Annotated in this window: 28 protein-coding genes; 6 read left to right on the top strand and 22 right to left on the bottom strand. The window is 65.8% G+C overall.

All coding sequences use genetic code 11. From position 1 onward, the window contains the following. Nucleotides 1-7 precede the first annotated feature (7 nt). Nucleotides 8-319: a hypothetical protein gene (locus AC07OH_RS10575; RefSeq protein ID WP_495300574.1), complete on the top strand. Its 312-nt coding sequence runs from the start codon at nt 8-10 to the stop codon at nt 317-319. A 31-nt stretch (nt 320-350) separates the two neighbouring features. On the opposite strand, the gene AC07OH_RS10570 is transcribed toward AC07OH_RS10575, so the two are convergent. Further along, on the bottom strand, nt 351-737 hold the full coding sequence (locus AC07OH_RS10570; RefSeq protein ID WP_095745770.1) for a VOC family protein: 387 nt from the start codon (nt 735-737) through the stop codon (nt 351-353). 153 nt (nt 738-890) lie between these two features. Further along, nucleotides 891-1,592 (bottom strand): phytanoyl-CoA dioxygenase family protein, encoded by a 702-nt coding sequence (locus AC07OH_RS10565; protein ID WP_495300573.1) that lies wholly within the window; start codon nt 1,590-1,592, stop codon nt 891-893. A 123-nt stretch (nt 1,593-1,715) separates the two neighbouring features. Here AC07OH_RS10565 and AC07OH_RS10560 point away from each other — a divergent pair, with 123 nt between their 5' ends. From AC07OH_RS10560 to AC07OH_RS10550, 3 genes are all read left to right on the top strand, one after another. Beyond that, nucleotides 1,716-2,225: a hypothetical protein gene (locus tag AC07OH_RS10560; RefSeq protein WP_495300572.1), complete on the top strand. Its 510-nt coding sequence runs from the start codon at nt 1,716-1,718 to the stop codon at nt 2,223-2,225. Nucleotides 2,226-2,284: 59 nt separating this feature from the next. Next, nucleotides 2,285-3,754 carry an ankyrin repeat domain-containing protein gene (locus tag AC07OH_RS10555; RefSeq protein ID WP_495300571.1) on the top strand — a complete coding sequence of 490 codons (1,470 nt, stop codon included), beginning with the start codon at nt 2,285-2,287 and terminating at the stop codon, nt 3,752-3,754. A gap of 80 nt (nt 3,755-3,834) precedes the next feature. After that, nucleotides 3,835-4,266 carry a VOC family protein gene (locus tag AC07OH_RS10550; protein ID WP_495300570.1) on the top strand — a complete coding sequence of 144 codons (432 nt, stop codon included), beginning with the start codon at nt 3,835-3,837 and terminating at the stop codon, nt 4,264-4,266. A gap of 93 nt (nt 4,267-4,359) precedes the next feature. Here the strand turns inward: AC07OH_RS10550 and AC07OH_RS10545 are convergent, their stop codons facing one another. Beyond that, nucleotides 4,360-5,340 (bottom strand): tripartite tricarboxylate transporter substrate binding protein, encoded by a 981-nt coding sequence (locus AC07OH_RS10545; protein ID WP_495300569.1) that lies wholly within the window; start codon nt 5,338-5,340, stop codon nt 4,360-4,362. A 62-nt stretch (nt 5,341-5,402) separates the two neighbouring features. After that, entirely contained in the window at nt 5,403-6,497 is a 1,095-nt protein-coding gene (locus tag AC07OH_RS10540) for a threonine aldolase family protein (protein ID WP_495300568.1), read from the bottom strand. An 85-nt stretch (nt 6,498-6,582) separates the two neighbouring features. On the opposite strand from AC07OH_RS10540, the gene AC07OH_RS10535 reads away from it, so the two are divergent. After that, nucleotides 6,583-7,500 (top strand): LysR substrate-binding domain-containing protein, encoded by a 918-nt coding sequence (locus AC07OH_RS10535; protein ID WP_495300567.1) that lies wholly within the window; start codon nt 6,583-6,585, stop codon nt 7,498-7,500. 124 nt (nt 7,501-7,624) lie between these two features. On the opposite strand, the gene AC07OH_RS10530 is transcribed toward AC07OH_RS10535, so the two are convergent. From AC07OH_RS10530 to AC07OH_RS10450, 17 genes are all read right to left on the bottom strand, one after another. Further along, nucleotides 7,625-10,132, bottom strand: coding sequence for a TonB-dependent siderophore receptor (locus AC07OH_RS10530; protein ID WP_495300566.1), 2,508 nt, complete (start codon nt 10,130-10,132; stop codon nt 7,625-7,627). 130 nt (nt 10,133-10,262) lie between these two features. Further along, on the bottom strand, nt 10,263-11,258 hold the full coding sequence (locus AC07OH_RS10525) for a FecR domain-containing protein (protein ID WP_495300565.1): 996 nt from the start codon (nt 11,256-11,258) through the stop codon (nt 10,263-10,265). Continuing rightward, nucleotides 11,255-11,779: a sigma-70 family RNA polymerase sigma factor gene (locus AC07OH_RS10520; protein ID WP_495300564.1), complete on the bottom strand. Its 525-nt coding sequence runs from the start codon at nt 11,777-11,779 to the stop codon at nt 11,255-11,257. The genes AC07OH_RS10525 and AC07OH_RS10520 overlap by 4 nt, the downstream gene beginning before the upstream one ends. A 73-nt stretch (nt 11,780-11,852) precedes the next feature. Beyond that, on the bottom strand, nt 11,853-12,224 hold the full coding sequence (locus AC07OH_RS10515; RefSeq protein WP_495300563.1) for a VOC family protein: 372 nt from the start codon (nt 12,222-12,224) through the stop codon (nt 11,853-11,855). Nucleotides 12,225-12,325: 101 nt separating this feature from the next. After that, nucleotides 12,326-12,535 carry a DUF4287 domain-containing protein gene (locus tag AC07OH_RS10510; RefSeq protein WP_139703055.1) on the bottom strand — a complete coding sequence of 70 codons (210 nt, stop codon included), beginning with the start codon at nt 12,533-12,535 and terminating at the stop codon, nt 12,326-12,328. Between the two features lie 55 nt (nt 12,536-12,590). Continuing rightward, complete coding sequence (locus AC07OH_RS10505; protein ID WP_495300562.1) at nt 12,591-13,007, bottom strand: VOC family protein; 417 nt, start codon at nt 13,005-13,007, stop codon at nt 12,591-12,593. Nucleotides 13,008-13,069: 62 nt separating this feature from the next. After that, nucleotides 13,070-14,767 carry a serine hydrolase domain-containing protein gene (locus AC07OH_RS10500; RefSeq protein WP_495300561.1) on the bottom strand — a complete coding sequence of 566 codons (1,698 nt, stop codon included), beginning with the start codon at nt 14,765-14,767 and terminating at the stop codon, nt 13,070-13,072. 34 nt (nt 14,768-14,801) lie between these two features. Further along, on the bottom strand, nt 14,802-16,226 hold the full coding sequence (locus AC07OH_RS10495; protein WP_495300560.1) for a sensor histidine kinase: 1,425 nt from the start codon (nt 16,224-16,226) through the stop codon (nt 14,802-14,804). Further along, entirely contained in the window at nt 16,223-16,882 is a 660-nt protein-coding gene (locus AC07OH_RS10490) for a response regulator (protein WP_495300559.1), read from the bottom strand. The genes AC07OH_RS10495 and AC07OH_RS10490 overlap by 4 nt, the downstream gene beginning before the upstream one ends. Before the next feature lie 170 nt (nt 16,883-17,052). Further along, nucleotides 17,053-17,703: a hypothetical protein gene (locus AC07OH_RS10485; protein ID WP_495300558.1), complete on the bottom strand. Its 651-nt coding sequence runs from the start codon at nt 17,701-17,703 to the stop codon at nt 17,053-17,055. A 20-nt stretch (nt 17,704-17,723) separates the two neighbouring features. Next, nucleotides 17,724-18,128: a hypothetical protein gene (locus AC07OH_RS10480; protein ID WP_495300557.1), complete on the bottom strand. Its 405-nt coding sequence runs from the start codon at nt 18,126-18,128 to the stop codon at nt 17,724-17,726. Continuing rightward, nucleotides 18,125-18,991, bottom strand: coding sequence for a tetratricopeptide repeat protein (locus AC07OH_RS10475; protein ID WP_495300556.1), 867 nt, complete (start codon nt 18,989-18,991; stop codon nt 18,125-18,127). Before AC07OH_RS10475 ends, AC07OH_RS10480 begins: the two co-directional genes overlap by 4 nt. 367 nt (nt 18,992-19,358) lie before the next feature. Then, nucleotides 19,359-19,607: a DUF1272 domain-containing protein gene (locus tag AC07OH_RS10470; RefSeq protein ID WP_495300555.1), complete on the bottom strand. Its 249-nt coding sequence runs from the start codon at nt 19,605-19,607 to the stop codon at nt 19,359-19,361. Between the two features lie 124 nt (nt 19,608-19,731). Next, a complete protein-coding gene (locus AC07OH_RS10465) occupies nt 19,732-20,265 on the bottom strand; it encodes a GNAT family N-acetyltransferase (protein WP_495300554.1) in 534 nt (177 codons plus the stop codon). Nucleotides 20,266-20,287: 22 nt separating this feature from the next. Beyond that, nucleotides 20,288-20,611: a hypothetical protein gene (locus AC07OH_RS10460; RefSeq protein ID WP_495300553.1), complete on the bottom strand. Its 324-nt coding sequence runs from the start codon at nt 20,609-20,611 to the stop codon at nt 20,288-20,290. A 4-nt stretch (nt 20,612-20,615) separates the two neighbouring features. Continuing rightward, the gene (locus AC07OH_RS10455) at nt 20,616-21,143 is read right to left on the bottom strand and encodes a P-loop nucleotide/nucleoside kinase family protein (RefSeq protein WP_495300552.1); all 528 of its coding nucleotides are present in this window, start codon (nt 21,141-21,143) and stop codon (nt 20,616-20,618) included. An 83-nt stretch (nt 21,144-21,226) separates the two neighbouring features. Then, nucleotides 21,227-21,721, bottom strand: coding sequence for an Lrp/AsnC family transcriptional regulator (locus AC07OH_RS10450; protein WP_495300551.1), 495 nt, complete (start codon nt 21,719-21,721; stop codon nt 21,227-21,229). Nucleotides 21,722-21,786: 65 nt separating this feature from the next. Between AC07OH_RS10450 and ilvB the strand changes: the two genes are divergently transcribed. Continuing rightward, entirely contained in the window at nt 21,787-23,574 is a 1,788-nt protein-coding gene (gene ilvB / locus AC07OH_RS10445; RefSeq protein ID WP_495300550.1) for a biosynthetic-type acetolactate synthase large subunit, read from the top strand. A 104-nt stretch (nt 23,575-23,678) separates the two neighbouring features. Here the strand turns inward: ilvB and AC07OH_RS10440 are convergent, their stop codons facing one another. Next, a complete protein-coding gene (locus tag AC07OH_RS10440; protein WP_495300549.1) occupies nt 23,679-24,914 on the bottom strand; it encodes an NHL repeat-containing protein in 1,236 nt (411 codons plus the stop codon). Nucleotides 24,915-25,167 lie beyond the last annotated feature (253 nt).

Here is a 25,167-nt window from a genome sequence, read left to right as displayed (position 1 = left end):
GTCGAAGATGGCCCAGCACGCAATTACCGCGGTTCACTTCAAGGACGCAAAGGTGGACCTCGTCGCCATTCACCCGGTCGTGGAGAAGGAGTTCGGTTCGACGGAGTTTTCTCTTGGCACGGCGCAGCGCATCAGCGTCGGCGAATGCGTCAGGCTGCTTGCGGCCGGCGAGGAGGTGTGCCTGGCCCGGCGCACCGAAAACCACGGCTGGGAAGTCATTTGCGACGCCCGGCTCTTGCCGGGTGGGACCGCCTTTGCTGGCGTCGACATCCTGGATCGTCCCACCGATGCCTTGCAGCAGCTGCCTGCGTGGGACTAAGTAGCCGGATGCGCCTTTCACGGCGACCTAGCTACGCGGGCGCCAGGTCCTCGTGGATGCACAGGAAGTTGCCTTCCGTGTCCTTGAACCAGGCCGCCTTTTCCGAACCGAGCACGCAGACATGGTCGACCGTCTTCAGGTCGGGAAAGTCGTAGTCCTCGAACACCACGCCGGCGCGCTTGAGCTTGTCGATGCTGGCGGCGATGTCCGGCACCTGGAAGCTGATCGCCGTGTGGTCGGCCTTGGTGCCCTCGGGTTTGGGGAACAGCGCCAGCGTGCTGCCGCCCACCGTGTAGACGAACTTGCCGTCGGGCCGCAAGCCACCGGCCTTCAAGCCCAGGCAGCCTTCGTAGAAAGCACGCGCGCGGTCCATGTCCTTCACCGGAAGCATGGTCGTGACAGACGAGTCGGACAGCATGGTGGGTCCTTTCGCACAGTGCGGCGCAGCGGGTGCCGCCAGGCGGCATGGCCTTGGCTGGCCGGGCGGTGGTCAGCTTACGCCTGCGGCGGGTGCGATGCCAGTGCGGTGGGTACCCTGTTCGGTGATGCGAGGCCTCTTCGCGCGCTCGCCTCAGGTGTTCAGGAAGCAGCGCGTGGTCGCCATCATCCGCACGTTCTTCGTCGCGTTGACGGAGGGCGTGTGCAAGAGGCGCAGGTCCATCAGGAAGACATCGCCCGCGCGCCCTGACATCTCGACGAGGCCGATGCCCAGCGGGCGAAGGCTTTGCGCCAGGTCACCGGTCGTCTTCAGAAGCTGCCGCAGCTCGGAGGCCGCAACCCGCCCCGGCGTGCCGACGCGATGCGAGCCGGCCAACGCCAGCGTCGCGCCGCCGCCGGGCGCCACGTCGTCGATCAGGAAGAAGGCCTGGATTCCCGGCAGCGGATCTTGCGGTCGGGTCGAGACGTCGACATGCCAGTTCAAACCTGTGAGGGTCGAGGCGCCTTGAAGGGGCGGGGACAGCAGCAGCTGCGTGTCCTGGATGGCGGTCGGGGCGCGGCCGGCCAAGCGGGTGACGCAGTCGATCAGCGCCGGCGTCACCAGCGCTTCATGCACGCCGGGCACCTTGACGAGCGCGGACAGCTTGCCGATCTGCTGGAAGACGGGGAGTTTTTGCAGTGCGCCGGGCAGGCTCTTTCCACCGGACAAGGCTTTCAGGCGCTTGATCTCATCGCGCAGTTTCTGCCGCAGGCCCGCGATCTGCTTGTGCGGATGGAAGCCTTCTAACCGCACATAGCCTTTGTCGGTGAAGAAGTCGGTGTGAGAGGGAGTCATGGCTTGAAGTGGCCGCGCAGTCGGTCAATGAATGCGGCGCGGCGTGGAGGCAAGAATACAAGAGCGGTCGGGCAGCGCGGGCATGGCTAACATCGGCCGAAAGCACATCAAGGAGGATGCAGGATGACGGTGGTTGCAGAGACTTTGCGGGTGGCGACGCTGCAGCGGCTCGGGGCGTCCGCGCCCTTGGTGCAGCTGGCGATGGGCGAGTGCCTCCACGAAGTGTTCCGCACGGTCTGCCTGGGGCCGCCGTTCCTCGCGTACCACGGTGCCCGCGCACCCGACGGGCCGCCATGGGTTCCGCTGTGGGATCGCAGCAGCCGGGTGACGGGCCTGCGCGCGCATCCGGATGGCCTGGAGTTCGTCGAGTTCAGCGTGGAAGACCCTCGCGCGTTCGAGCGGATCGCGTTGACCGAGCAAGGGCTCTGGGCGACCCGGTTCGACGCGCTGTATGAAAACGATGTGCCCGAGGGCGTTCTGCACGAGGCCGCACACCGGGTCGGGTTCCGGTATCTGGATCAGCACCTGGCCGCGAGGGAAGCGGCCGAGGAGCGACTGGGCACCTTCAGCGATCACCGCCTGTGGCTGCAAGGCCTGGTGGCGGACATCGATCGACAGGCCAGCGAGGCCTGACCCCAGTGTTCCCACGAAACCCGTCCCTTCGTTGGTGCATCACCCTCGCATCAGCTTTCATGCTCCACATGCCCGCACACCCGGCCGACGCCGAACCCGCGCGCGACACGACGTCCGCACAAGCACAGATCGCGTTCTTCGATGCCGTGGAGCGCGGTCGCCTGCGCGAGGTCGAAGCGTTTCTCGCGCAGGGTTTCGGTGTCAACGATGTGCAGGGCTACGGTTTCAATCTCGGCGACTCGCCGCTGATGAAGGCTGCGCAGCAAGGCAACGCGCAGATGGTGAAGTTCCTGCTGCGCCGCCATGCCGATGTGAACTACCGCAACGCCAACGACGGCGAGACGGCGCTGCTGCGCGCAGCCAAGTTCGCGGGCTCCGGCGGCATCAGCGACACGCACGCCATCGACCACCGCCAGACCCTGTCGCTGCTGCTGAAAGCGGGCGCGAACCCCGACACGCCCGATCGCAACGGTAGCCTTCCGTTGTTCTTCGCGCCCACGACCTGGGCCATCCAGGCGCTGCTGGCCGCCGGCGCCGACCCCAACGCCGCGAGTTCGAACCCGCCGCTGATCGAGCATGCGCACGACCCGGCCCGCGTGCGGCTGCTGCTGGCCGCCGGCGCGCGGCCGGATGTGCGCGATGCGCAGGGCGCGTCGGCGCTGGCAGTGGCGGCGGAGAAGGGCAGCCTGGCAAGCGTCCGGCAGCTTTTGGCGGCCATGGCGCCGGATGCGGTGCGGGGCACCGATGCCGATGGGCACAACGCGCTCGATGCGGCGGCCAGAGGAGGCGATGCCAGGATCGTTCGTCTTCTCTTGGCGAAGGGCCTGCCGGCCACCGAGGGCGGTTTGCGCGCAGCGTCAGCGCAGGGGCATCTGCAGACGGCGCGCCTGCTGCATCAGGCCATGGGTCAATCGCACTGGCCGATCCTCGAAGCAGATGCACCGGTCGAGGCGCGGGTCTACACGCTCATCCTTCAGCAGAAGCCGCAAGAAGCCCTGGTCGCCTATCGCGCCTTCGAAACCGTCGCCTGCGGACGCATGACGCCGTTGGCGTCCGCGGTGGATGCCAACAACGCGGAGGCCGTGCGGGCCTTGCTGGCGTTGGGCGTCGACGTGAACCACCAGACCCCGGCGCCGTTGCGCAGCGAACTGGTGCCGCAGCCGCACACGTCGTCGGGGCTGCCTCGTCTGGTTCATGTGCTTCCGCCTCCTTGCGACGACGCGTCATCTGCCTTGAGGCCGGGTTTGGCGGCGGTGCCGCAGGCCACGCTGTCTGCTGGCGCGTTGCCGCACGCCACCGGAAGCTTCCTGCCGTCGCCGGGGTTCTGGACGGACAACGCCTTGATGCGCGCCGTGGAGCGCGGCAACTTCGAGATCGCGCGGTTGCTGGTGGCCACCGGTGCCGATCCGGCGCAGCGAAGCCACTACCCGCCGCACGCATCGGCGCAGGCATGGCTGCAGGCGCACCCGCCATCGCATGGTGCGTCGCTGGCCGCATGGAAGAAATTGCTGAAGCTGAGTCGGCCCTGAGATGCAAACCCTGTCGCTCGATATCCGAGGTTGGCTTTGGTAGATTCCGCCACTCCGACCTCCACCGACAGGAGCGCTTCATGAGTACACAAAAAGAACTGCATCGCGGCCGCCTGATCGACCACATCGGACTGGTCGTTCGCGATCTGGCGGCCAGCAAGGCTTTCTACAGTGCCGTCTTCGAGGTGCTGAACATCCCGATGGGCGGCTCCGACGAACACAACTTCTGGGCCGATGAACTCTTCGTCTCGGCGCCCGGCAGCGAGGAAGTGCAGGGCGCGCTGACCGGACGCCACCACATCGCATTCCAGGCGCAAGACCGGGCCATGGTGGATGCCTTCTACAAGGCCGCGTTGGCGCACGGCGGGCGGGACAACGGCCCGCCAGGTGAGCGCCCCTACCACCCGGGCTACTACGCGGCGTTCGTGCTGGACCCGGATGGCAACAACATCGAGGCCGTGTTTCACGGCGAGGCCGATCGCAGTGCGGCTTCGGTGCGGATCAGGTTCTGATCCGTTCGAGGTGCTTCGTCAAAGTGACTGCAACTACCGACGTGGGGGCGGTTCGTCTTGTCCGAATGGCGGCGACGCCAAAGCGAAACGACCTCAGCTGCTGATCGTGACCCCCGTCTGTTTGACAACCGATTTCCAGCGTGCAATTTCTTCGTTCAAGAACTTGGAAAATTCCTGAGGCCCTCGGGGCATGGGGTCTACGAAAGAGCTTCCCAGCTTGGCTTTGACTTCAGGCAGATCCAGCACCTTGTCGATGGCTGCGTTCAACTGTTGCAGCAAGCCTGCGGGGACCTTGGAAGGTGCCATCACGCCATACCAGGCACTTCCCTCAACACCTGGAACGCTTTCGGAGAAGGTCTGCACGGCGGGCAGTTTCGGATGCCGCGCAGCGCTGGCGATGGCAAGTACCTTCAGCCGCTTCGCTTCGATGTGCGGCATGCAAGCGGGCACGGAGTTGATCACCATGGGAATCTGTCCACCGACGGCATCGGTCAAGGCGAGGCTGCCGCCCTTGTAGGGCACATGCACCAGTTCCATCCCGGTCTTGAGCTTCAGCGTCTCGTACAGCAGGTGGGGTACAGACCCCTGGCCTGGTGTGCCCACGCCGAATTGGCGGACCTGATCACGCGGGAGCGCCAGCAATTCTCGAAGGGAGTTGGCTGGAAGCGAAGGGTGCGCCACCAACAGTTGCGGCGAAGATCCCACGAGCGTCAGCGGCGCGAAATCGCTGACTGGATCGAACGAGAGCTTGGGCTGCACCGCCGCATTCGTAGCGTGCGCAGCGTCGGCAAGGAACAACGTATATCCATCCGCAGCGCTCTTGGCCACAGCATCCGTGCCGATCAGTCCAGCGGCACCCGCCTTGTTGTCCACGACGACATTCCATCCGGCCGTTTCAGTCAGCTTTTGCGCGATCAGGCGCCCGACAAAATCGGAACCGCCTCCGGGGCCATACGGCACGATCAAGCGAATGGGGCGATTGGGAAAGCCATTGGCCAATGCCTTGCCACTCACCAGAGCGGTGGTCATCAAGAAGGTGGAGGCGATGAATTCACGGCGGCAGAGGTACGGCATGGTCAAACTCCTATTTGGCAATCACTGTGTTCGATGGGATGTGCGTTTTCGCGAGGACTCGTTCAGGCAAACAGCGATTGCGCGGCACGCCGGAATCCGGCCGCTGCGGTACTCACGGCGTTCGCGTCGATGTGACGGTGCGTGACAAGGCGGATCCGCCGCACGCCCCACGGCCGGATGAGGACCCCGTTTTTTTCGAGCGCCTCAGCCCAGGCGGCGCTGTCTGCGACGGCCTCGGGCAGGTCGACGAAGACGATGTTCGTCGCCGGCGTGCTGACAACGACCGACTCGGGCAACACGCCCCGCAATGCTTCACTCAGAAGCGATGCCAACGCATGATCCTGGGCCAGCCGGCCGGCCATCGTTGCGACCGCATCCAGGCCTGCTGCAGCAACCACGCCAATCTGGCGTTGTGTGCCCCCGAGCATCTTGCGCAACCGCTTGGCATGGACGATCGTGTCAGACGGCCCAGCGAGTACCGCGCCCGCAGGCGCACTGAGGCCCTTGGAAAGACAGATGGACACCGTGTCGGCATGGCATGCGATCGCGGCGGGATCGACATTCAGCGCCGCAGCTGCATTGAAGAGCCGGGCGCCATCGAGGTGTACGCGCACCCCGGCGCGCCGAGAGGCGTTCCAAACTGCCTCCATGTGATCAAGCGGAAGCACGGCCCCGCCCGCGTTGACGTGCGTGGTTTCCATGCAGACCAGTTCTGTGCGCAACGCGCCGGATGGCTTGAGCGCCAACGTCAGCTGCTCGAGGTCCATCGCACCGGCGACGCCAGGAATACCGGTGTAGGTCACGCCGCCGAACAAGGGGCCTCCGCGCTCCGAGACGAGCATGTGCGCAGATGCCTCCAGCACCACCTGCGACTGGCGCTCAGCCTGCGTCAGTACCGCCAGGAGATTTCCCATCGTGGCAGTCGGCACGTACAGACCGGACGCCTTGCCCAGCGTCTTGGCAACCAGTACCTCGAGCGCGCGCGCGGTAGGGTCACCGTCCAGGCCGTCGTCTCCTAGCGCGGCCGTTCGCATGCGGTCGTACATCGCAGGTGTGGGCAGTGTCACGGTGTCGCTGCGCAGATCCACCATGGGCGCACCCAGGTACGGGCTGCGCGGCAACTGCGGGTCAACAACTTGCGTGGTCTTGTCTGGCATGGACGCAAGTATTCTTTTTGGCGCCTGATACTGCAAATGCGTATCTCGGAGTGCCTCATACAATATTGATATGAGCAGTCACCGAATGACCTTGAAGCACATTGAGGCGTTTCGTGTCGTCATGCAGACCGGCTCGATGACCGAAGCATCACGACGGCTTCACACGTCGCAGCCCCAGGTGAGCCGTCTCGTTTCTCAGCTGGAGGCGATTACGGGCTTTCCGCTTTTTGAGCGCAGTGGCACCCGTCTGGTGTCTTCGCTGGACGGGAAGCGCTTCTTCCAGGAAGTCGAGAAGACATTCGCCGGCCTGCAAAGCCTGGAGTCCGCGGCTTCAAACATTCGCACGTTCGGTGGCGATCGCCTTGCCGTCGCAGCCATGGCGCGAATCGCCGGGGGCATCCTCAGTGACGCGGTCGCCGGCTTCAAGCGCAACCACCCCGAGACGCTGGTCACCATTCACTCAGGAGCAGCCACCACCGTCAACACCTGGGTGACTTCGGGCTTGTGCGATCTGGGCCTTGCCATCCTGTATGGCGATGATCCACCTGGCATGCAGGTCGAGTCACTGTTCAGCATGGACTGCGTTGCGCTGCTCCCCCGCAACCACCGTCTGGCGCGGGCCAAGTTCGTCCGGGCATCGGACCTCGACGGCGAAGCCTTCATCTCGTTCCCACTGGGCAGCGGCCCCAGGGAGCGCGTCGATCAGGTGTTGGCTGCCGCGGGAGTGAGAACCCGCACGGTGCTGGAGTCCGACTTGGGCACCTCCGTATGTTCACTGGTTGCTGCGGGTCTGGGCGTGAGCGTGATCAATCCGCTTGCAGCGCTTGAGGAGCAGCGCAATTTCGACTTCGAGGTGCGAACGTTCAAACCCGCAATAGCGGTGCGCCTTGCGCTCCTGCTTGCGCCCGATGCTCCTGGTTCCCGGCTTGTGCCGGCGTTCAAGGATGTCGTGCGCGGCGTCATCGAAACTGAACTGGATCACGTTCGCCCGTACCGCAGCTGAGCGCAGCGACGGTTCGCTGCGCTGTCGCATGCCGAGTCGCCGGGGGGCAATCAGCGCTCCTCCCATTTCCGGCCATCGAAAACGAAAAAGGGACCACGTCACCTGCGCGCCCCTTCCCCACAACTCACAGCTTCGGCGTGTACCTCACCGTGAACAGCACATTGCGCGGATCGCCGTAGTTGTTGTTCCCGTTGGCCTCGCTGTAGGCCGGGATGTAGTAGCGCTTGTCGAAGATGTTGTTGATGTTGACGGCCAGCGCCACCTCCGGCGTCAGCTGGTAGGCCAGGCGCGCGCTCCACACGGCGAAGCCGGGCACCTTGTACGTGCGGTCGTAGCCCAGCGTGTGGCTCTGGATGCTGAAGCCGCCGCCCACGCTGAGCCGGCTCCAGTCGCCGGGCAACTGGTAGTTGGTCCACACGCGCAGCATGTGCTTGGGCGTCCACTGGCTGAAGATCTTGCCCTTGTTGTCCGGGTCTTCGAGGAACCGGGTGGTGTTGTAGGTGTAGCCCGCCGTGAGCTGCAGCCGCGGCGCGACCTCGCCGCTGACCTCGGCCTCGAAGCCCTGGCTGCGCACCTTGCCCGACGACTTGGAGCAGTACCAGCCGTCGCAGGCAAAACCGCCGTCGCGGTCGGTCACGGCGCGGTTGGTGTGGTCGTAGCGGAACACGGCCAGCGAAGTGTTCAGGCGGCCGTCCATCAGCTCGCCCTTGAGGCCCACCTCGTAGTTGCTGCCGATGATGGGCTTGAGCCCGTCGCCCGAGACGGTGCGCTCGGTCTGCGGCTCGAACACGTCGGTGTAGCTCGCGTAGGCCGACCATTGCTTGTTGAGCGCGAACACGAGGCCGACGTAGGGCGTCACTTCGCCCGACGTGGAGACGGTGCTCGTGAAGCCCGCGGACTGGCTCGAATAAAGGTAGTCGTACCAGCTCAGGCGCGCGCCGACGATGGCCGTGAGCGGCTCGGCCAGCTGGGCCCGCCAGCTGCCGTAGATGCCCTTTTGCCGCACGTCGTAGTGCGTGTGGCTCTTCCCGCCGCCTGCCGCCATGATGGTGTCGTAGTTCTGCGCCGGGCGGTTGTGGTCGATGGCGAAGATGTTGCCGCCGCCGCTGAACCGGCGCGCATACCGGTCGGTCGACTCGAACTTCGAATAGTTGGCGCCGATGGTCAGGTCGTGCTGCATCGACAGCGCGTCGAAGCGCCCGCGCAGGTAGACGTCGAAGCCGAGCTTGCGCGAATCGAAGCGGGTGTCCCAGTCGGCGAAGTTCAGCCCGCTGCCGTCGGCTTGCACGTCGCCGTGCATGCGCTGGTGTTGCGCGCTGTTCTTCTCGTTCATGCCGAGCGCGGAGAACTTCAGCTTCCAGTTGTCGTTGAAGCGGTGCTCGGCGTCGACATACACCGTGGTCTGCTCGACGTCGCTGTGGTTCCACAGGGCTCCGGTGAACACGGAGCGCGGCAGGCCGATGTCAGTGCCGTCCGGGTAGCGCGGAAAACCGCGCAGCATCGGACGCCCCTTGGCGTGCGAGTGGCTCACGCCGAAGCCGACGGTGGTGTCGGGCGAGATGTCGTAGTCGATGGCGCCGTAGAGCGAGCGCGTCTTGCGCCACACGTAGTCGGTGAACGAGTGGCTGCGGTCTTCGTCGACCACCACGCGGCCGCGCAGCGTGCCTTCGGCATTGAACGGGCCGCCGGCGTCGAGCTGCGCGCCGTAGTGGTCCCACGAGCCCGCCTTGCCGGTGAGCGTGAGCGTCTTCTCGGGCTGGCCGCGCTTGCGCACGAGGTTGATCGCGCCGCCCGGGCTGCCGGTGCCCTGCAGCAGGCCCGAGGCGCCGCGCAGCACTTCCACGCGGTCGAAGAACACCGTGTCTTCGGTGGCCCAGTTGCCCAGCGAGTACATGTTGCGCGGCACGGGCACGCCGTCGTACTGCCAGGCGTCGATCTGGAAGCCGCGCGACGTGAGGACCATGCCCGGCCCCACGCCCTTGACACCCACCACGCCCGTGACGTTGTTGACCGCGTCGCGCAGGTCGACGAGGCCCTGGTCGTCCATGCGCTGGCGCGTGATCACGCTCACCGATTGGGGAATGTCCTTGAGCGCCTGCTCGCCCTTGCCGAGCGTCAACGCGCGCGCCGTGTACGAGCGCGTGCCTTCGGTGGTGGCGCTGCGTTCGGCCTCGGCCGTGACGGTGACCGGTGCGAGCGTGGTGCTGCCGTCGGCGCCGGTGTCTGCAGGGCCGCCGATGCTCGAGCGGCGCAGCGCATACGCGCCGCCCGCGCCACCCGCCGCCTCGAGGCCCGAGCCGGCCAGCAGCCGCGCGAAGCCTTCGCCCACGGCGTGCTGGCCCTGCAGGCCGGGCGAGCGCTTGCCCTGCGCGAGGGCCGGCGGAATCGTGATGCTCACGCCGGCGGAGGCGGCGAAGCTCGACAGGGCCTCGTCGAGTGGGCCGGGCGCGATGTTGTAGGCCTTGCGTGCTTCGGCCTGCACGGCTGGTGCGTTGGGCGCGCTCGACGTCTGCGCGGCGACGGTCCCGGCGGCAGTGCACGCCATGGCGAACAACGCGCCATGCACGGCGAGCGACAGCGCACGCAACGAAACGGCGTCGGAATCAAGGGGGGACGGTCGGCGACGGGCCATGGATTTCTCTCTCTCCTGCAAGGGGTGTGAAGTTGCTGTTCCTCAAGGCTTCACACGCGAGGAAAGAAAAGGGGACAGGCCGCGACAGAAAAAATCGCAACGGCCGAAACCGCCGCCGGCACCCGATGCCTCAACCGCCCGGCGCGACCACCGTGACCCAGTAGCGCGTGCGAAAGAGCACGTCCACCGGCAAGGCTTGCGGAAGGCTGTCGAGCACCGGGCCGGTGTCGCGCAGCTGGAACACGCCCGACACGCGCAGGTCGGCCACCGCCGGATCGCAGCGCAGCACGCCGGGCCGGTAGCGGCCCAGCTCGGCGAGGAAGTCGTGCAGCCGCATGTTCCTGGCGCGCAGGACGCCGCGCGACCAATCGTCGGCATCGGGCGCTGCTGCCGTGATCTCGCTGATGGCCGTCGAAGAGAACATGGCCTGCTCGCCGGCACGCACCACCGTCGGCAGGCTGCGCGCGCTGTCGGGGCGAACCTCGACTGCGCCGTCGAGCACCGTCAGATGGCTGCGATCGCCTTCATGCTGCCGGACCACGAAGCGCGTGCCCAGCGCACGCAGGCGCCCCTGCGCGGTCTCGACGATGAAGGGGCGATAGCCGGGGTCGGAGGAGGGCACGGCATCGGGTGCCGTCTCGATGAGTATTTCGCCCGCATGGAGCCGCACCACGCGCTGCGTCGCGCCGTAGGCCACGTCGATGGCCGTTGCGGTGTTGAGCTGCAGACGCGTGCCGTCGGCCAGGCGCAGTTCGCGGCGTTCGCCCGTGGCGGTGCGGTGGTCGGCCAGCCATTCGCGTGCCGGCGATGCGCGCCAGGCCAGCCAACCGGCAGGCGCTGCGGTCAGCAGCACGGCGAGTGCCTTGACGGCTGTGCGGCGATCGCTTCGCACCGCGCGGCCCAGCACCGGCATCGACAGCGTGCCCGGCAGCCTGCCGAACTTGCCGCTGACTTGCTCTGCGCGCTGCCAGGCCGCTTCGTGCGCGGGGTCGGCCGCCCGCCAGCGCGCCCATTGCGTGCGATCGGCCGCCGTGGCCTCGCCCGACTGCAGCAGGACGAACCATTGCGCCGCCTGCAGGGCGACGGCCTTGTCGACCCCGACCGCCATCGTGCGTTGCACCGTCACGCGACCAGCAGGATGCAGCGGGCCATGGCCTCGGCCATATAGCGCTTGACCGTGCGCTCGCTCACGCCCAGCTTCGCGGCGATCTCCGCATAGCCCAGCCCTTCGAGCTGCGCCATCAGGAAGGCCTGGCGTACCGTCGGCGCCAGGCCGTCGAGCATCGCGTCGATCTCTTGCAGGGTCTCGAGAATGATCGCCTGCTGCTCGGGCGAGGGCGCGAGCGGCTCGGGCAACGCGCTCAGCGCATCGAGGTACGCCTGCTCCAGCGAACGCCGCCGGTACAGGTTGGCCAGCAGCCGCTTGGCAACGACCGTCAGGTAGGCGCGCGGCTCCCGCAATTGCCAGTCGCACTGCTTCTCGGGCGTGTGGTCTGGCGCGGTGAGGATGCGCAGGAAGGTGTCCTGTGCGAGGTCTGCCGCATCGAAGGCATTGCCGAGCTTCCTGCGCAACCAGCCCTGCAACCACCCGTGGTGCTCGCTATAGAGGGTGTGGATGTGCGGGTGCAGAGCGGGATCGGCGGCCATGGCGGACGTAGTGCGGTGGCCAGGCCATCCAAATAAGAATTATTCTCATTGTATGACGACTGTGCACCAATGGCTACGTTCGGGGCTGCTGCACCAGTTGAAGCTCGTTGCCGGCGGGGTCGCGCAATGTGGCGAGGATGCCGCCCCATGACTGCGGCTCGGGGAGGCCGCTGAAGGCGACGCCGCGTGACGAGAGTTCGGTGTACTTCGACTGGATATCTTCCACGTCGAAAGACAGGCCTGTGAAGCGGCCTACCAGGGCTTGGTCTTCTGCCGGGGCATCCTCGTCGACACGTTCGACCACCAAGCTCATCGGACCTGCGCCGAACACGCAAAAGCCCTGTTCGCGTCCGTCGGCCTTCAGTGGCAGGCCGAGGATCTGTTCATAGAAGCGGGAGGCGAGGGCGAGGTCCTGGACGAAGATGCGGGCGGTGTGAAGCTGCATGGTGTCTCCTGGGTGAGCTGCTCGACGAAAAGGGAACGCATCGTTGGCCATTCGCACCTCCGTGCGCCAAAGGTCCGCATTCTTGGCGCCGATGGCGCGTGCTACTTCTTCGCAAGAAACGCGGCAACCAAGGCATTCGCATGCCCGTGGCCCATTTGGTGCTGGGTCTTGAGTTGGCTCACGAGCTCCATGTGCTTGAGGGGGCCCGCAGCCTGAAGAATGTCCATCCAATGCGCGATCGGTTGGCCGTAGGTCTTCTCGATGGAGGGGAAGTACGAGGCGGGTCCTTTTACCTTGGTGGTCTCGGTCATGGGCGGTTCTTTCGCAGGTGGAGAGTGTGGTTCGTGCAACGGTGGGAGGGCATTCTTACAGCTGCCAGCTCCTGTTGCTGGCATTGGGCTGGATCAGGTCCCACATGTTCCCGCACAGGTCCTTGAAGACAGCCACGATCCCGTGCGGCTGTTCCTCAGGCGGGCGGACGAACTCGACGCCTGCGGCCTTGTACTTTTCGTAGTCGCGCCAGAAGTCATCCGTGTACAGGAACAGGAATACGCGGCCGCCAGCCTGGTCGCCGATGGCGCGTTGCTGTTCTGGCGCCGACGCTTGCGCCAGGAGAAGGCACGCCCCTGTTCCGCCCTGCGGCTTGACCACGACCCATCGCTTTCCTTGCGCAGGCACGGGCGTGTCTTCGACGAGTTCGAAGCCCAGCGTGCCGACGAAGAATTCGAGCGCCTTGTCGTAGTCGGGGACCACGAGGGACACCAGGCCAAGTGATTGATGCATGGGGGGCGATCGCAAAAATCAGCGATGGTAAATCGCCGGGCCACCGCGCGCGAGGGCTGGACTCAGTCCGCCGAGCGCCGCATGCGGAACTCGCCACCTTCGTACAGCACGAGCGCGACCACCTTGCCATTGGCATCGCGTTCGAACTGCAGCTGGCTGCGCACGTTCTCATAGGCAAAGCGATCGGGCCGATCCGCCATCGGGAAGACGGGCCTGCGCTCCCAGTTGCCCGATCGCACGCCGAGCTGGCCGCCCTCGACCTTCACGTCGAAATCGAGGTTGCGCCGCAAGGTCCGGGCGAGGTGGTAGCGGCCTGCGTAGTCCGCCTCGAGATCAGGCGCCACGACCGCCACGGTCGGCGCGGCCTTGTCGGTGCGCGTGGCCCGCAGGCGACCGCCGCCCTGCGTGATGTCCACGCGGGCCAGCGCGCCGTTCTCGCGGGCGAAGACGTAGACCGCGCCCACCTCGGTGTCGATGAAGGTGTCGTTGCCGGCCGGCCGCAGTGGTCGGTAACCACCTCCAATGGCGCGGCGGTAGAGGTTTCCGTTCTGCGGCACGAAGGTGAAGGCCATGTTTCGGTCGACCTGGTACGCGCCCGCGTAAGTGCCCAGCAACGTCGCATCGAGCGTGACAGGCGACAGGGCCACCGGATACCGGCTGGCCGCGAGGGCAGTGAAGACCCGCCCCGGCTGCGCATGCGCGCTGCTGGCGAGCACCACCACGGCCTCCTGCGTGTCGGGCGCCATCATCCACAGCGCGCGGAAGCCGCCGGTGATGCCGGAGTGGAAGTAAGTGCGCTTGCCCGGCGGCCCGCGCATCATCACGGCGTAGCCGATCTCGCTCTCGCGGTAGCGGCCCAGCGGCGTGAGCAGGCGTTCGACGGCGGGGCCGAGTGGGCCGCTGCGGCCGGCCATCAAGGCGCGGCTGAAGATCAGCAGGTCGGAGGGTGTGGAGCGCAACGCACCTGCGGAGGCCAGGGCATCGAAGTCCCACAGCGGGGCGGCGACCTTGTGGTTGAAGGCCGGCGCCACGCGCGCCGCCTTGTCGCCAAGGTCTTGCACCGTGTCCTGCATGCCGAGCGGGCCCGTGATGTTCTCGCGCACCAGCTGCTGCCATGGCTTGCCGTAACGCTCGCTGAGCACCAGGCCCACCACGCCCAAGCCGAAGTTGCTGTACGCCGCCGCACAGGGCGGCGCGGCGGCCATGGGCTGGTTGGACAAGGCAGCCAACAAGCGGCGGTGGCTGAATCTCGAAAAGGGATCGCCCGAGGCGTAGCCCTCGAAGTCCGGTGGGTCCCACGGCAGGCAGGCGCTGTGCGTGATGAGCTGGCGCAGCGTGATGGCGGCGACCGTCGGCGAGAGCCCGGCCTTGCCCTGGAGCAGCGCGCCCAGGTTGTCGTCCAGCGCCAGATCGCCGCGCTCCACGCTCTGCGCCAACAGCAGGCCGGTGAAGACTTTGCTGATCGAGCCGATCTCGTACAGAGGCTGGGCACTGGCGTCGACTGCATCTGCCGCATCGCCATTGGGCGGAATGACCCCGCCGTCGTTCTGCAGGAAGGCAAAGCGTGCCTGGCCCGCGTGCAGCACACCGACCGAGACCGAGCCGCGTTCATCGCGCAGTGCCAGGCGCGCCAACTCGGCGGGGTCGGTCGCGAAGCTGGGGGGCTGTGCCCATGCGGTGCCGAAGGCCAGCAGGCCCGAAAGCAGCAGCGCGCCGCAACGCAGCGTGAGCCCCAGGGTGTCAGAAGCCTTCTTCTTCATGCGCGAGTCCTTCGCCATTCCTGCATGGCAGTGTTCAGCCGGCCCGGAAGTCCGTGTTCGGCACGCTCACCAGAAACCCGACGCCGTGGTCGCCGAGGCCTGTGGTGAGTCTCGCATTGCCGCCCATGCTGCGCGCGGCCTGCTGCACGATGGACAGGCCCAGGCCCGACCCTGCCACGTCGCCGTGTCCGCTGCCGCGCCAGAAGCGATCGAACACGTGCGCCCGATCAGCCGGGGCAATGCCCGGGCCGTCGTCGCGCACCAGCAGCGTGAGCCGTTCGCCTTCGTCCAGCAGGTGCACGACGACGCGCCCATGGGGCCGACCGTAGCGGATGGCGTTGTCCACGAGGTTGTCGACGATGGATCCCAGCGCGGGCTGGTTGACCGAGGCCATCAGCGCGTCTGGCGACTCCAGCTCCAGCTCGATGCCGCGCGCCATGGCCAGGTCTGCCATCGGTGCGAGCCATTGGCGCACGGCCTGCGCCATGTCGGCGCGTTGGGGTGCAGCGCGCCGGCCTTCGTCCAGCGAGGCCAGCAGCAGGAGTTGCTGGGCCAGGTGCGAGGCGCGGGCAACGGCATGGTTCAGGTGCTGCAGCCCGTCTTCGCGCACCTGCGCGTCGGCGGTGCGCGCCAGCACGTGGGCCTGCGTGGTGATCACGGCCATCGGCGTGCGAATCTCGTGCGCCGCGTCTTGCACGAAGAAGCGCTCGCGGTCGACCTTCTGCTTCAGGCGTGCCAGCAGATGATCGAGCGCTTCGGCCAGCGGCTTGAGTTCGCGGTGCTGCACGCGCACTGCCAGCGGCGAGAGATCGTCCGGCGCGCGCTGGGCGATGCTTCGGGTCAGTTGCTGCAGCGGCGTGAGGCCGTTGCGCACCGCGAACCACACCGCGCCGAGGATGATCGGCAGCGCCAGAACGAGGTAGGGCAGCAAGGAGCGGCTGTTGTAGGAAAGAAAGGCGGCATCGGTGCGCACCGGCTCGACGACGCGCAGCGTCCAGCGGTTGGAGCGTGCTTCGTACACATTGTGGGCCAGGCCGCCCACCTCCACCGGCACCAGGGTGCGAAGCGCGCCAGGCAACACCTTGTCGCGCAGTGCAGGCGATGCCCACACACGCCGGTCCTGGCTGTCCAGCAACTCGAACAGCCGCACACCGGGCAAGCGGCCTTCAGCCTGGCGTCGCGCATTGAGCCAATGGCTGGTGGCGGCCATCACGGCCTGCGCCTGGGCGGTGTCGGTGATCGGTGCCAGCGCGTCGCTGAAGTCGTTGCTGAACCGATCGAGGCCGGGTGCGTTGGTCTCGATGCGCTGGGCCTGCACGTAGAGGTAGCCCAGCAACACCACCCAGACGACGAAGAAGGCAACGAACACCGAGGCCGCGCCCCGACGCTGCAGCGTGGGCTCGGTCATGCGAGTGCGCAGTGCGTGAAGCATCGCCGGCAAGGGGCGGGCCTTCGTCATGGCGTCACCAGCAGGTAGCCCACCCCGCGCACGGTGCGGATGCAGTCGGCACCGATCTTGCGGCGCAGGTTGGAGATGTGGACTTCGAGCGCGCTGGAGTCGAGCGCTTCGCCCAGCGGCGTCATGCGCTGCGCCAGCAGATGCTTCGCCATCACCACGCCGGGCTCGCGCGCCAGCTCGACCAGGATCTGAAACTCGCGCGGCGACAACATCACCGGTTGGCCGGCCCGCTGCACACGGTGCCCGCGCGGCTCGATGGCAAGCTCGCCGATGACCCAGCGCTCGCTGGCCTGCCGTGCAGCGCGGCGCAGCACGGCATGGATGCGCGCGATGAGCTCCGAAGTCACGAAGGGTTTGATGACGAAGTCGTCGGCGCCGCCGTTGAGCCCGCGCAAGCGGTCTTCCACCGCACCTCGCGCGGTGATCACGATGATCGGCGCGGTGCAACCTTGTTCGCGCCACCGTGCCAGCAGATCGAAGCCGCTGCCGTCGGGCAGGCCCAGGTCCAACAGCACGCCATCGAAGGCCTCGTTGTCGAGCACAGCCGGTGCATCGGCCGCCCGCCGCCGCCACTCGCTGGAGAGCCCCTCGACCTTCAGTGCGGACTGCAAGGCGCGGCCGAGGTCCAGGTCATCTTCGATGAGCAGCAGGTGCATGGGCCTATTGTGGCGAAGCGGGGTGCGCCGGCATGGGGATGAAGGTGCACCTTTGGCTGGCCTTAAGCTTGGACTCGGGCCAGATGCGGCGCCGTTCCTCGTCTCTCGTCAGGGGCGATGTCGGTGCGCTCCCTCTGGCCCAAATTCGCAGGGTGGATCGGGATCGAAACCTAGTTTGCAGACGCGGTGGCCGCATTCGCTGCCGAAAAGAAGGAGATGCTGAACTCGCGGCCCACCTTGATATTTGTGCGCATCTCTGCATGTGGGAATCGCCCCAATCTATTCACCCATCCCCTGAGCAAGAGGTCATCGACGCCGATATAGATATCGATCTGACGAAAACCTCGGTGTATAGCGGTCACCCGATGACACCTCACACCATCGACGCATGCAAATTTGCGAAAGCGTGGCCGCGCGAGGGCCGAAAACAGGTCATCACCTTCTTCGCGGAACAGGAGAGACCAGATGGTGAAAGCGGACCCCCTGGATACGCCGGTTGCGCCAGCAACGGCCATGAGGAGAGATTCCTCCTGTTCCAGTTCCGCGGGCGAGTTGTAGTGCTGGCTCCAGTAGTACGGCTTTCCTGCATCCAAGCCAACTTGCGAGAGTGAGATCAAGTGCCGTTTCGGCCCGTAGGGATGCGAGCTGCTGAAGCGAAATTTGAAGTCTGCAGGGCGCCGAAAAGCTGTCTCGAATGACATCGGCGAAGACTTCGGTCGATCCAGCTCTTGGACGAAGCCCGAATCGGCATAGGAGTCTATGGCGCGGTATCGCGAAGCCACTTCTTCGAGAAGGTCTCGAGCGCTGGAGAAGCTTGTCATTGGGGAGCGTCGTTCGCGGGTCAAGTTGCAAAGGCGCCTGGGGAGAGTGCCGGACGCCAGTGGACGTTGTCCGCATACTTTCGACAGTGCTTGAAGCAGAGAAAGATTTCTACGACGGCGCTGGCCTGAAACCATTCATCGGCCATCAACCTCAGTTCTCCAGCGCCGAAGGAGAGCACGGTGCCGTCGGGAAATATCGGGCTTGGTTTGTCATGGAATGCACGCACCCTGGTCGAGGATGAAGCGTCGAAGCGTTCAACCATGCAGGTGACGCCGCCGCCAGCCACTTGAAGATAGTTGCCCTGATCGTCGGTCAGCGAAGCATACGAATGCCGACCGTAGCTGCGAAGCGCGAGCAGCCTGCTTTCCAACACACGGTCGGAAGGTGCGGTCAAAGAGGCGAAATTTTGACCTTCAAATTTCATGGTTCAGCCCTTGGCCCATTCGGCAACTTACCGCTCGCAGCGATTTGTTCCGCTACGTAGTCGAGGCGCACGAAGCCTTCGCGCTCCTGAAAAGAAACGGTTTCTGCATGCATCAGCTCACCATAGGTCTGCATGAGAGTGCACGCTTCGATGAATCGCGACGCACTCAAGTAGGCTTGAGTGGCGGTCCGGTAGATGGCGTAGTCCCCGTTTGTCTTCGCGCCTCCGTAAGACAGTGTGAGGTCGGCGCGGGCTTGCCAGATGGGGTCGTCCGCTAGCTGCGGCGCATCGTCTTGCCCTTGCAACCATCTGAGTTGCTTTGTCGCACGCTGGCCAAATGATGGCGGTGCAATGATCGCCTTGACCGCAACGACACGTGCTTCGTCTATTCGGCCCTGCCGAACGTACTGTGCCCACAGGAGGCAGAGCGCATCCGTGTACTCAGGGAGCACGTCAAGTGCCTGCTCCAAGAGCGCGACGGCCTCATCTACAGCTTGCGACCGAATCCTCTGCTTTGCCTCGAAGAAAAGCGCGCGTGGAGAACGCGCATCCTCTTCAAGCGTGGGCGGTTCGGGGTATTCGTCCTCCGCGTCTTTGAATGCATCCAAAAAGGAGGACAGCGATGAATACGTCGGCTGAATCTGCCACGAATCGTGCCATGTCTCGACCACAAGCGGCTCTCGTGCTTCCAACCCGATGGGCCAGTAAAGGCCAAATGAATCGCCATTGCCGAGTGCTCCCTCTGTGAAGGGGCGGAATCCCAACGGCGGATAGGGCGTTTTGTAGCGCCATTCGCAGTCAACGCTTATCGCTGAAACTTGCGGAGGAAGAAACATGAAATTGAGGGACGATGGTTGCTTCAAGTTGGCTGCATCGGGGTCCACTGTGGCGTGGCTTTGACTGTCTGCTTGTGGTCGTCAGTTGCCGGTGGAAGGGTCACTCCATTCTGGTCGAAGCCCTAGCGCAAGCTCATCTCGCACCTTCTTCTGCGACGGCTCCCACCCCATGGTGGCCTCGACCTCGCCAACGCACCCCCAGCAGTCGCCGCCGCAGTCCACTGACAGAGGGTCGTCCTTTCGCTCAAGCAAACGCCCACAGATCTGGCATTTCATAGTCCGGTTGTGGTCAGTCGTGTGGTCAGTGCGCATGTGCTTTGGAATTCAGGTGCGAGCGTGCGTCTCTGGCCGTGACCAATTGAATCGTCAGCGGGACATACCTGACGACGGCCCTTCACGATGCCGCCGCGCACCCCTCAGGCTTGAACACCCGCGTGGTCGATGCCGGAAACTTTGCAAGTTTGGCCGCTGGCCGCGACGGGCGCGGGACCAGCTCTCCCCCGCAGTTCGGGCACGTGCCCGTAAGGCGTTGGCTCGCGCAATCACTGCAGAACGTGCACTCGAAAGAGCAGATGCGGGCATCGGCCGAATCCGGTGGCAAGTCTCGGTCGCAGCATTCACACCCGGGGCGCATTTGGAGCATGGCGAAACCTCAGAGAGTTGTGTCGGTCGAGCTTAAACGAAGGTGTGTCGATCGATGCATGGCGAGGACGGGAGGCTGGCGCGTGTTGCCGGACGACGAGGCTGCGTGCAGGGCATCGCGAAAGTCAGGCTGTCGTTCCGGCAGGTCCGAGTATCAGGCTCATCGGCTGCACCATCAGGGGCGAGTGTTCCCGCAGCGGCTCCAACGCACCATCGGGGCGAAAGCCGCACGCCATGTACAGCCGCATCGCGGGCGTTTCTGCGACAGTGACGCCCAGGCCCACGCGTTTCATCCCTGCGCGCGCGGCCCAGGAAACTGCCGCTTCGAGCAAAGCGCGACCGGCCCCCATGCCTCGTGAGGCAGGGTCGACCCACATCTGGAAAAGATGGGCGACAGCCGGTTCATCGCCGGACACCTTGCACCAGATCAGGCCGCAGGCGTCGTTGCGGTTGAACGCGAAAAGCACACGGTCCTTCCCCGACGAAGTCGCCGCAGAAATGCGGGCGGACCACATCGCATCGGTTCTCGTGGCCTCCGCTTCGTACGTGCTTGCGAAGGCGTCCGGCGAATCGAGCAGCGCCCGCAGGCGCAGGTCTCGATAGGTCTTCCATTCATCGGGTTTCGCTGGTTGCACCGAGATATCTGCGGTCGGGTTCATGGACGATCGTTCATTCCTAAATTCATTGGCGGATGCCGCGACGCATGCGGTTCAAGCGGCTGCTCATGATCCACGCAACCACCGGCCCGATCACCATGCCAGCCAGGCAGCTCCATACAACGACATGGCTCTTGAGTTCCAGCAGCCAGGTGAGCATCGGGTACTGCGCGGCCACGGCGTCCGAAAAGCTCCACCAATAGGAAGAGCCGCGACTGGAGCCCGTGCGATGCTTGGTGCCGTCGAGCCAGTACGCAGCCAGCGGTGCAAGGCCGAGATAGGCAAACATCGCGGCCCAGGGGCCGAGCACGATGGTGCCCAGGAAGGCGTCGATGAAACGGGAGCGCATCGACTTACCGCTCACGCACGCGCCGCCAGATCAGGTCCGCCGCATCGCTCGCACTCACTAGCGCCGAGTCAACCACGAAGCGCTCCGTCCCCCAAGCCTCGTAGTCATGCCGAAGCACAGCTTCCCAGCTCGGCAACGCAAAGCCCGCAATGTCGGCTTCCCGGTTCTCCACACGCCTGCGATGTTCAACGACGTCTGAGCACACGACCTCGATCTCCACCAGATGCGACGACGTCTCTGCCGCCACGGCCCGCCACGCGTCACGCGTGACCGACAGCGGGTTGACGCAATCAGCAACCACGGACATGCCGAGCGCAAGGTTGGACCGGGCCAGCGCGTAGGCCACGACGTAGCCCGCCGGGCCCACGTCCTCAGCATTCCCGCTCGCAGTCTTCAACGCATGTTCGATGGCGTCGATGCGCAGGTACACCGAAGGGACGCGCGCCACGAGTTCGCGCGCGATGGTGGTCTTGCCTGTGCCGGGCAGTCCGCTCAGGACGATCAGGGCTCGATGTTCCGAAGTCGATCTCATGGAAGGGGAGGGGGATGGCGTCTGCGAAGGGCCGTTCGTCGGCGATCGTACCCACCATTCGTTCATGCGGGCTCGTCGACCCGTCAGATCAGCGGCACGGTCGCTTCCTTGAGCACGCGCAGCACGAAGTGCGACTTGCTGTGGCGAATGCCGGGAATCTTGTAGAGCTTCTCGCGCAGCAGCCGCTCGTAGTCGCGCGTGTCGCGCACGGCGATGCGGATGTAGTAGTCGTAGTCGCCCGACACGAGGTAGGCCTCCTGGATCTCGGGAATGGTGGCGAGGGTGTGGCCGAAGTCGTACAGGGTTTCGTCGGTGTGGCTCTCTAGCGTGACCTGCACGATGACCGAATCGTGGTAGCCCAGCTTGGCCGGGTCGATGTCGACGGTGTAGCGCTTGATGACGCCCGAGGCCTCGAGCTTCTTGATGCGCGTCCAGCAGCTGGTGGGCGACAGGCCGACCTCGTTGCCGATCTCCTGCAGGGTCTTGCGCGAGTCGAGCAGCAGCACCCGCAGGATCGCCAGATCGGTCTTGTCGAAAGATCCTTCGTTGTCTGTCGATGTTTGGCGATTGGTTTTCATGTTTCGTGCTTAAACAGCCAAAAGAAAGAAGCAAATTCTGCCTCAAGAGCGGAAGAATTGACGGCATGCGACTGCTCGACCTTCCCCCCACATCCTCGCCCTCCCTCTCGCCGGCCATGCCCGAGACCCCACCCCGCGTGCGCAACGGCGCCGAGGCGCTGCTCGACACGCTGGTCGAATGCGGCGTCGACACGATCTTCGGCTACCCCGGCGGCGCGGCGCTGCCGCTGTACGACGCGCTGCACGGCGAACCCCGGCTGCGCCATGTGCTGGTGCGCCACGAACAGGCGGCGGTGCATGCGGCCGAGGGCTATGCGCGCAGCACGGGCCGCGTGGGCGTGGTGCTGGTCACCTCGGGGCCGGGCGTGGGCAACACGATCACGGGGCTGCTCGACGCGATGAGCGATTCAGTGCCGGTGCTGTGCATCAGCGGGCAGGTGTCGACGGCGGTGATCGGCACGCAGGCTTTCCAGGAAAGCGACGCGCTGGGCATGTCGCGCCCGGTGACCAAGTGGAACCGGCAGGTGCGCGCGGCCGACGACGTGCCCGCGCTGGTTCGGCGCGCGCTCGACATCGCCACCACCGGCCGCCCCGGCCCGGTGCTGCTCGACGTGCCGAAGGACATCCAGCTCATGCGCCTCACGCACGGCGCCGCGCCGGCCCCGTTGCGCGCGCTGCGCACGGGCCGCGCGCCGCTGCCGCCGCGGGCGATGCTGCAGCGCGCCGCCGACCTGATCTCGACCGCGCGCCGGCCGGTGCTCTACGGCGGCGGCGGGCTCATCAACTCGGGGCCGGCGGCCTGCGAGGCGTTCACGCAGCTGGTGCACCGGCTGCACGCGCCGTGCACGCTCACGCTGATGGGGCTGGGCGCGTTCCCCGCGTCCGACCCGAAGTTCGTCGGCATGCTGGGCATGCACGGCATGCTCGAAGCCAACCTCGCGATGCACGAGGCCGACCTGGTGGTGTGCGTGGGCGCGCGTTTCGACGACCGCGTGACGGGCAAGCTCGACGAGTTCTGCCCGCACGCCCGCAAGATCCACATCGACATCGACCCCGGCAGCATCAACAAGGTGGTGCACGTCGACGTGCCGATGGTGGGCGACTGCGGCGCGATCGTCGAAGCGCTGCTGGGGTTGCTGCCCGAAGCGTTTGCGCCCGAGCGGCTGGCGCCGTGGTGGGCGCGCATCGAGCGCTGGCGTGCCGAAGACTGCCTGGCCTTCACGCCGTCAACCGAAGAGATCCTGCCGCAGCACCTCATGTCGTCGCTGCAGCGGGCCATCGCGGGCCGCGATGCGATCGTCTCGACCGATGTGGGCCAGCACCAGATGTGGGCCGCGCAGTACCTGCGCTTCGACAGCCCGCGCCACTGGCTCACCTCGGGCGGCGCCGGCACCATGGGCTACGGGTTGCCCGCGGCCATCGGCGCGCAGATCGGCCACCCCGACGCGCTCACGGTGTGCGTGAGCGGCGACGCGTCGGTGCTGATGAACATCCAGGAGCTGTCGACGGCGGTGCAGCACGGCACGGCGGTGAAGCTGGTGCTGAGCAACAACGGCTACATGGGCATGGTGCGGCAGTGGCAGGAGCTGAACCACGGCAACCGACTGAGCCACAGCTGGAACGAGGCGCTGCCTGACTTCGTGGCGTTGGCCAAGGCCTTCGGCTGGGGCGCGCGGCGGGTGTCCGACCCGGCGGAGCTGGAAGAGGCACTGGCCGAATGCCTGGAGAGCAAGGGGCCGTTTTTTCTCGACGTGCAGGTGGCGGCGCAGGAGAACTGCTTTCCGATGATGCCGTCGGGGTGCGGGCACCACCGGGTGATGCTGGCGAAGGACCGGTGGTACGAGGGGGAGTGAGGGCGCGTTGGCCCGAGTTCTGCGGTCTTGTCCCCTCTCCCTTTGCGGGAGGGCAGGGGCCTGACACGCGGCGACGCGCTCGGCGCACGTCGCCGCAGCATGCCTCAGGGCGCCCGAACCGGCGTGACCTTGCGGATCAAATTGCCGAAGGTGTCGGCGACATACAGCGTGCCCGCTGCGTTGATCGTGAGCCCCTGAGGCTGATTGAACGTGGCAGCCGCGCCGATGCCGTCTTGCCCACCCGTGACACCCTCTTGGCCGGCGAGCGTGGAGACCACCCCTGCCGGTGTGATCCTGCGCAACAGGCTGCTCCCGAAATCGGCCACGTAGACATTGCCGTGCGCATCGACGGCGACGCCGCGGGGATCGGAGAAAGTCGCGGAGTTCCCGGGTCCATCGGTGGCGCCGGGCGTTCCCGTCCCTGCAAGGGTCGTGACCACGCCGGTGGGGGTGATCTTGCGAATTCGATGGTTGCTGCTGTCGGCGACGTAGAGGTTGCCTGACGCGTCGATGGCAATGTTGTAGCCGAGCCCGAATTTCGCGGCGCTTCCCGTGCCGTCGGCAAAGCCCCGCGGGCTGCTGCCGGCCAGCGTGGTGACATCGCCGGTGGGGGAGATCTTGCGAACGACGCCGCCGTAGTACTCCAGAACGTACAGATTGCCGGCAGCATCCACGGCCACCGAGATGGGCGTGTTGAAGGTGGCGGCGGTTCCGTTGCCATCGGTCGTGGTGTTGGTGCCATTGCCCGCCACCGTGGTCACATCGGCCGCCGGTGTGACCTTGCGGATTCGATGGCCTTGGGCGTCCGCGACGAAGGCGGTGTCGGTCGCGTCCACGGTGAAGCCGGTGAGGTCCTTGAACGAAGCGTTGAGGCCGTTGCCGTCCACCGACGCCGGGTTTCCGTTGCCGGCAAACGTGGTGACGTCGGCCTCGGGCGAAATCTTGCGCAAGAGGTTGTTTGACCAGTCGCCGACGAGCAGACCCCCATTCTTGGTGAGGGCGATGCCGTAAGGGAGGTCGAACGATGCGGCCCTGCCCTTGCCGTCGGCAGTGCCCGAGGTGCCGGTGCCGGCGAGCGTCTCGACCTTGGCCGCCATGGCCGAGCAGGCCACCGTCACGTCGCTCACGTCGGCCGAGGCCTTGCCGGTGTCCTTGGTGACGGTACAGCGCTGCCACAGGGGTTGCGTACGGATGCTGACCTTGTAGTCCGAGCCCTCGACCAGGGTCGTTGCAAAGGTGAACTTGCCATCGGCCGACAGCTGGAGGTCGTCGCCGGCATTGTTTTGCAGCACCAGGCGGCCTTCAAGGCCGGTGACCGTGCCGCCGATGGAATGCTTCACGACGGGCGGCACTGTCGCCGGAGGGGGCGGTGCGACCATCGGCAGAAAAGTACCGCCACCTCCACCCCCGCCGCACGATGCCACCAACATGACCGCGCCGGCCACGGCGCCGATTCGCGCGACCGAACTTGCTTGACTGAAAAGCATCTTGACCCCTCTTTATGGTTGTAGGACTCAACAAAAAGAAGCCCCCTGTCGACGGGCGTGCAGGGGGTATCCAAATGTCAATCATTGTTAAAAAGAGTGTCTATCG

The organism is Variovorax sp. GW821-FHT10C12 (assembly GCF_059415405.1).
The sequence above is the reverse complement of the archived record's forward strand: the minus strand, read 5'-3'. Positions and strand labels throughout refer to the sequence as shown.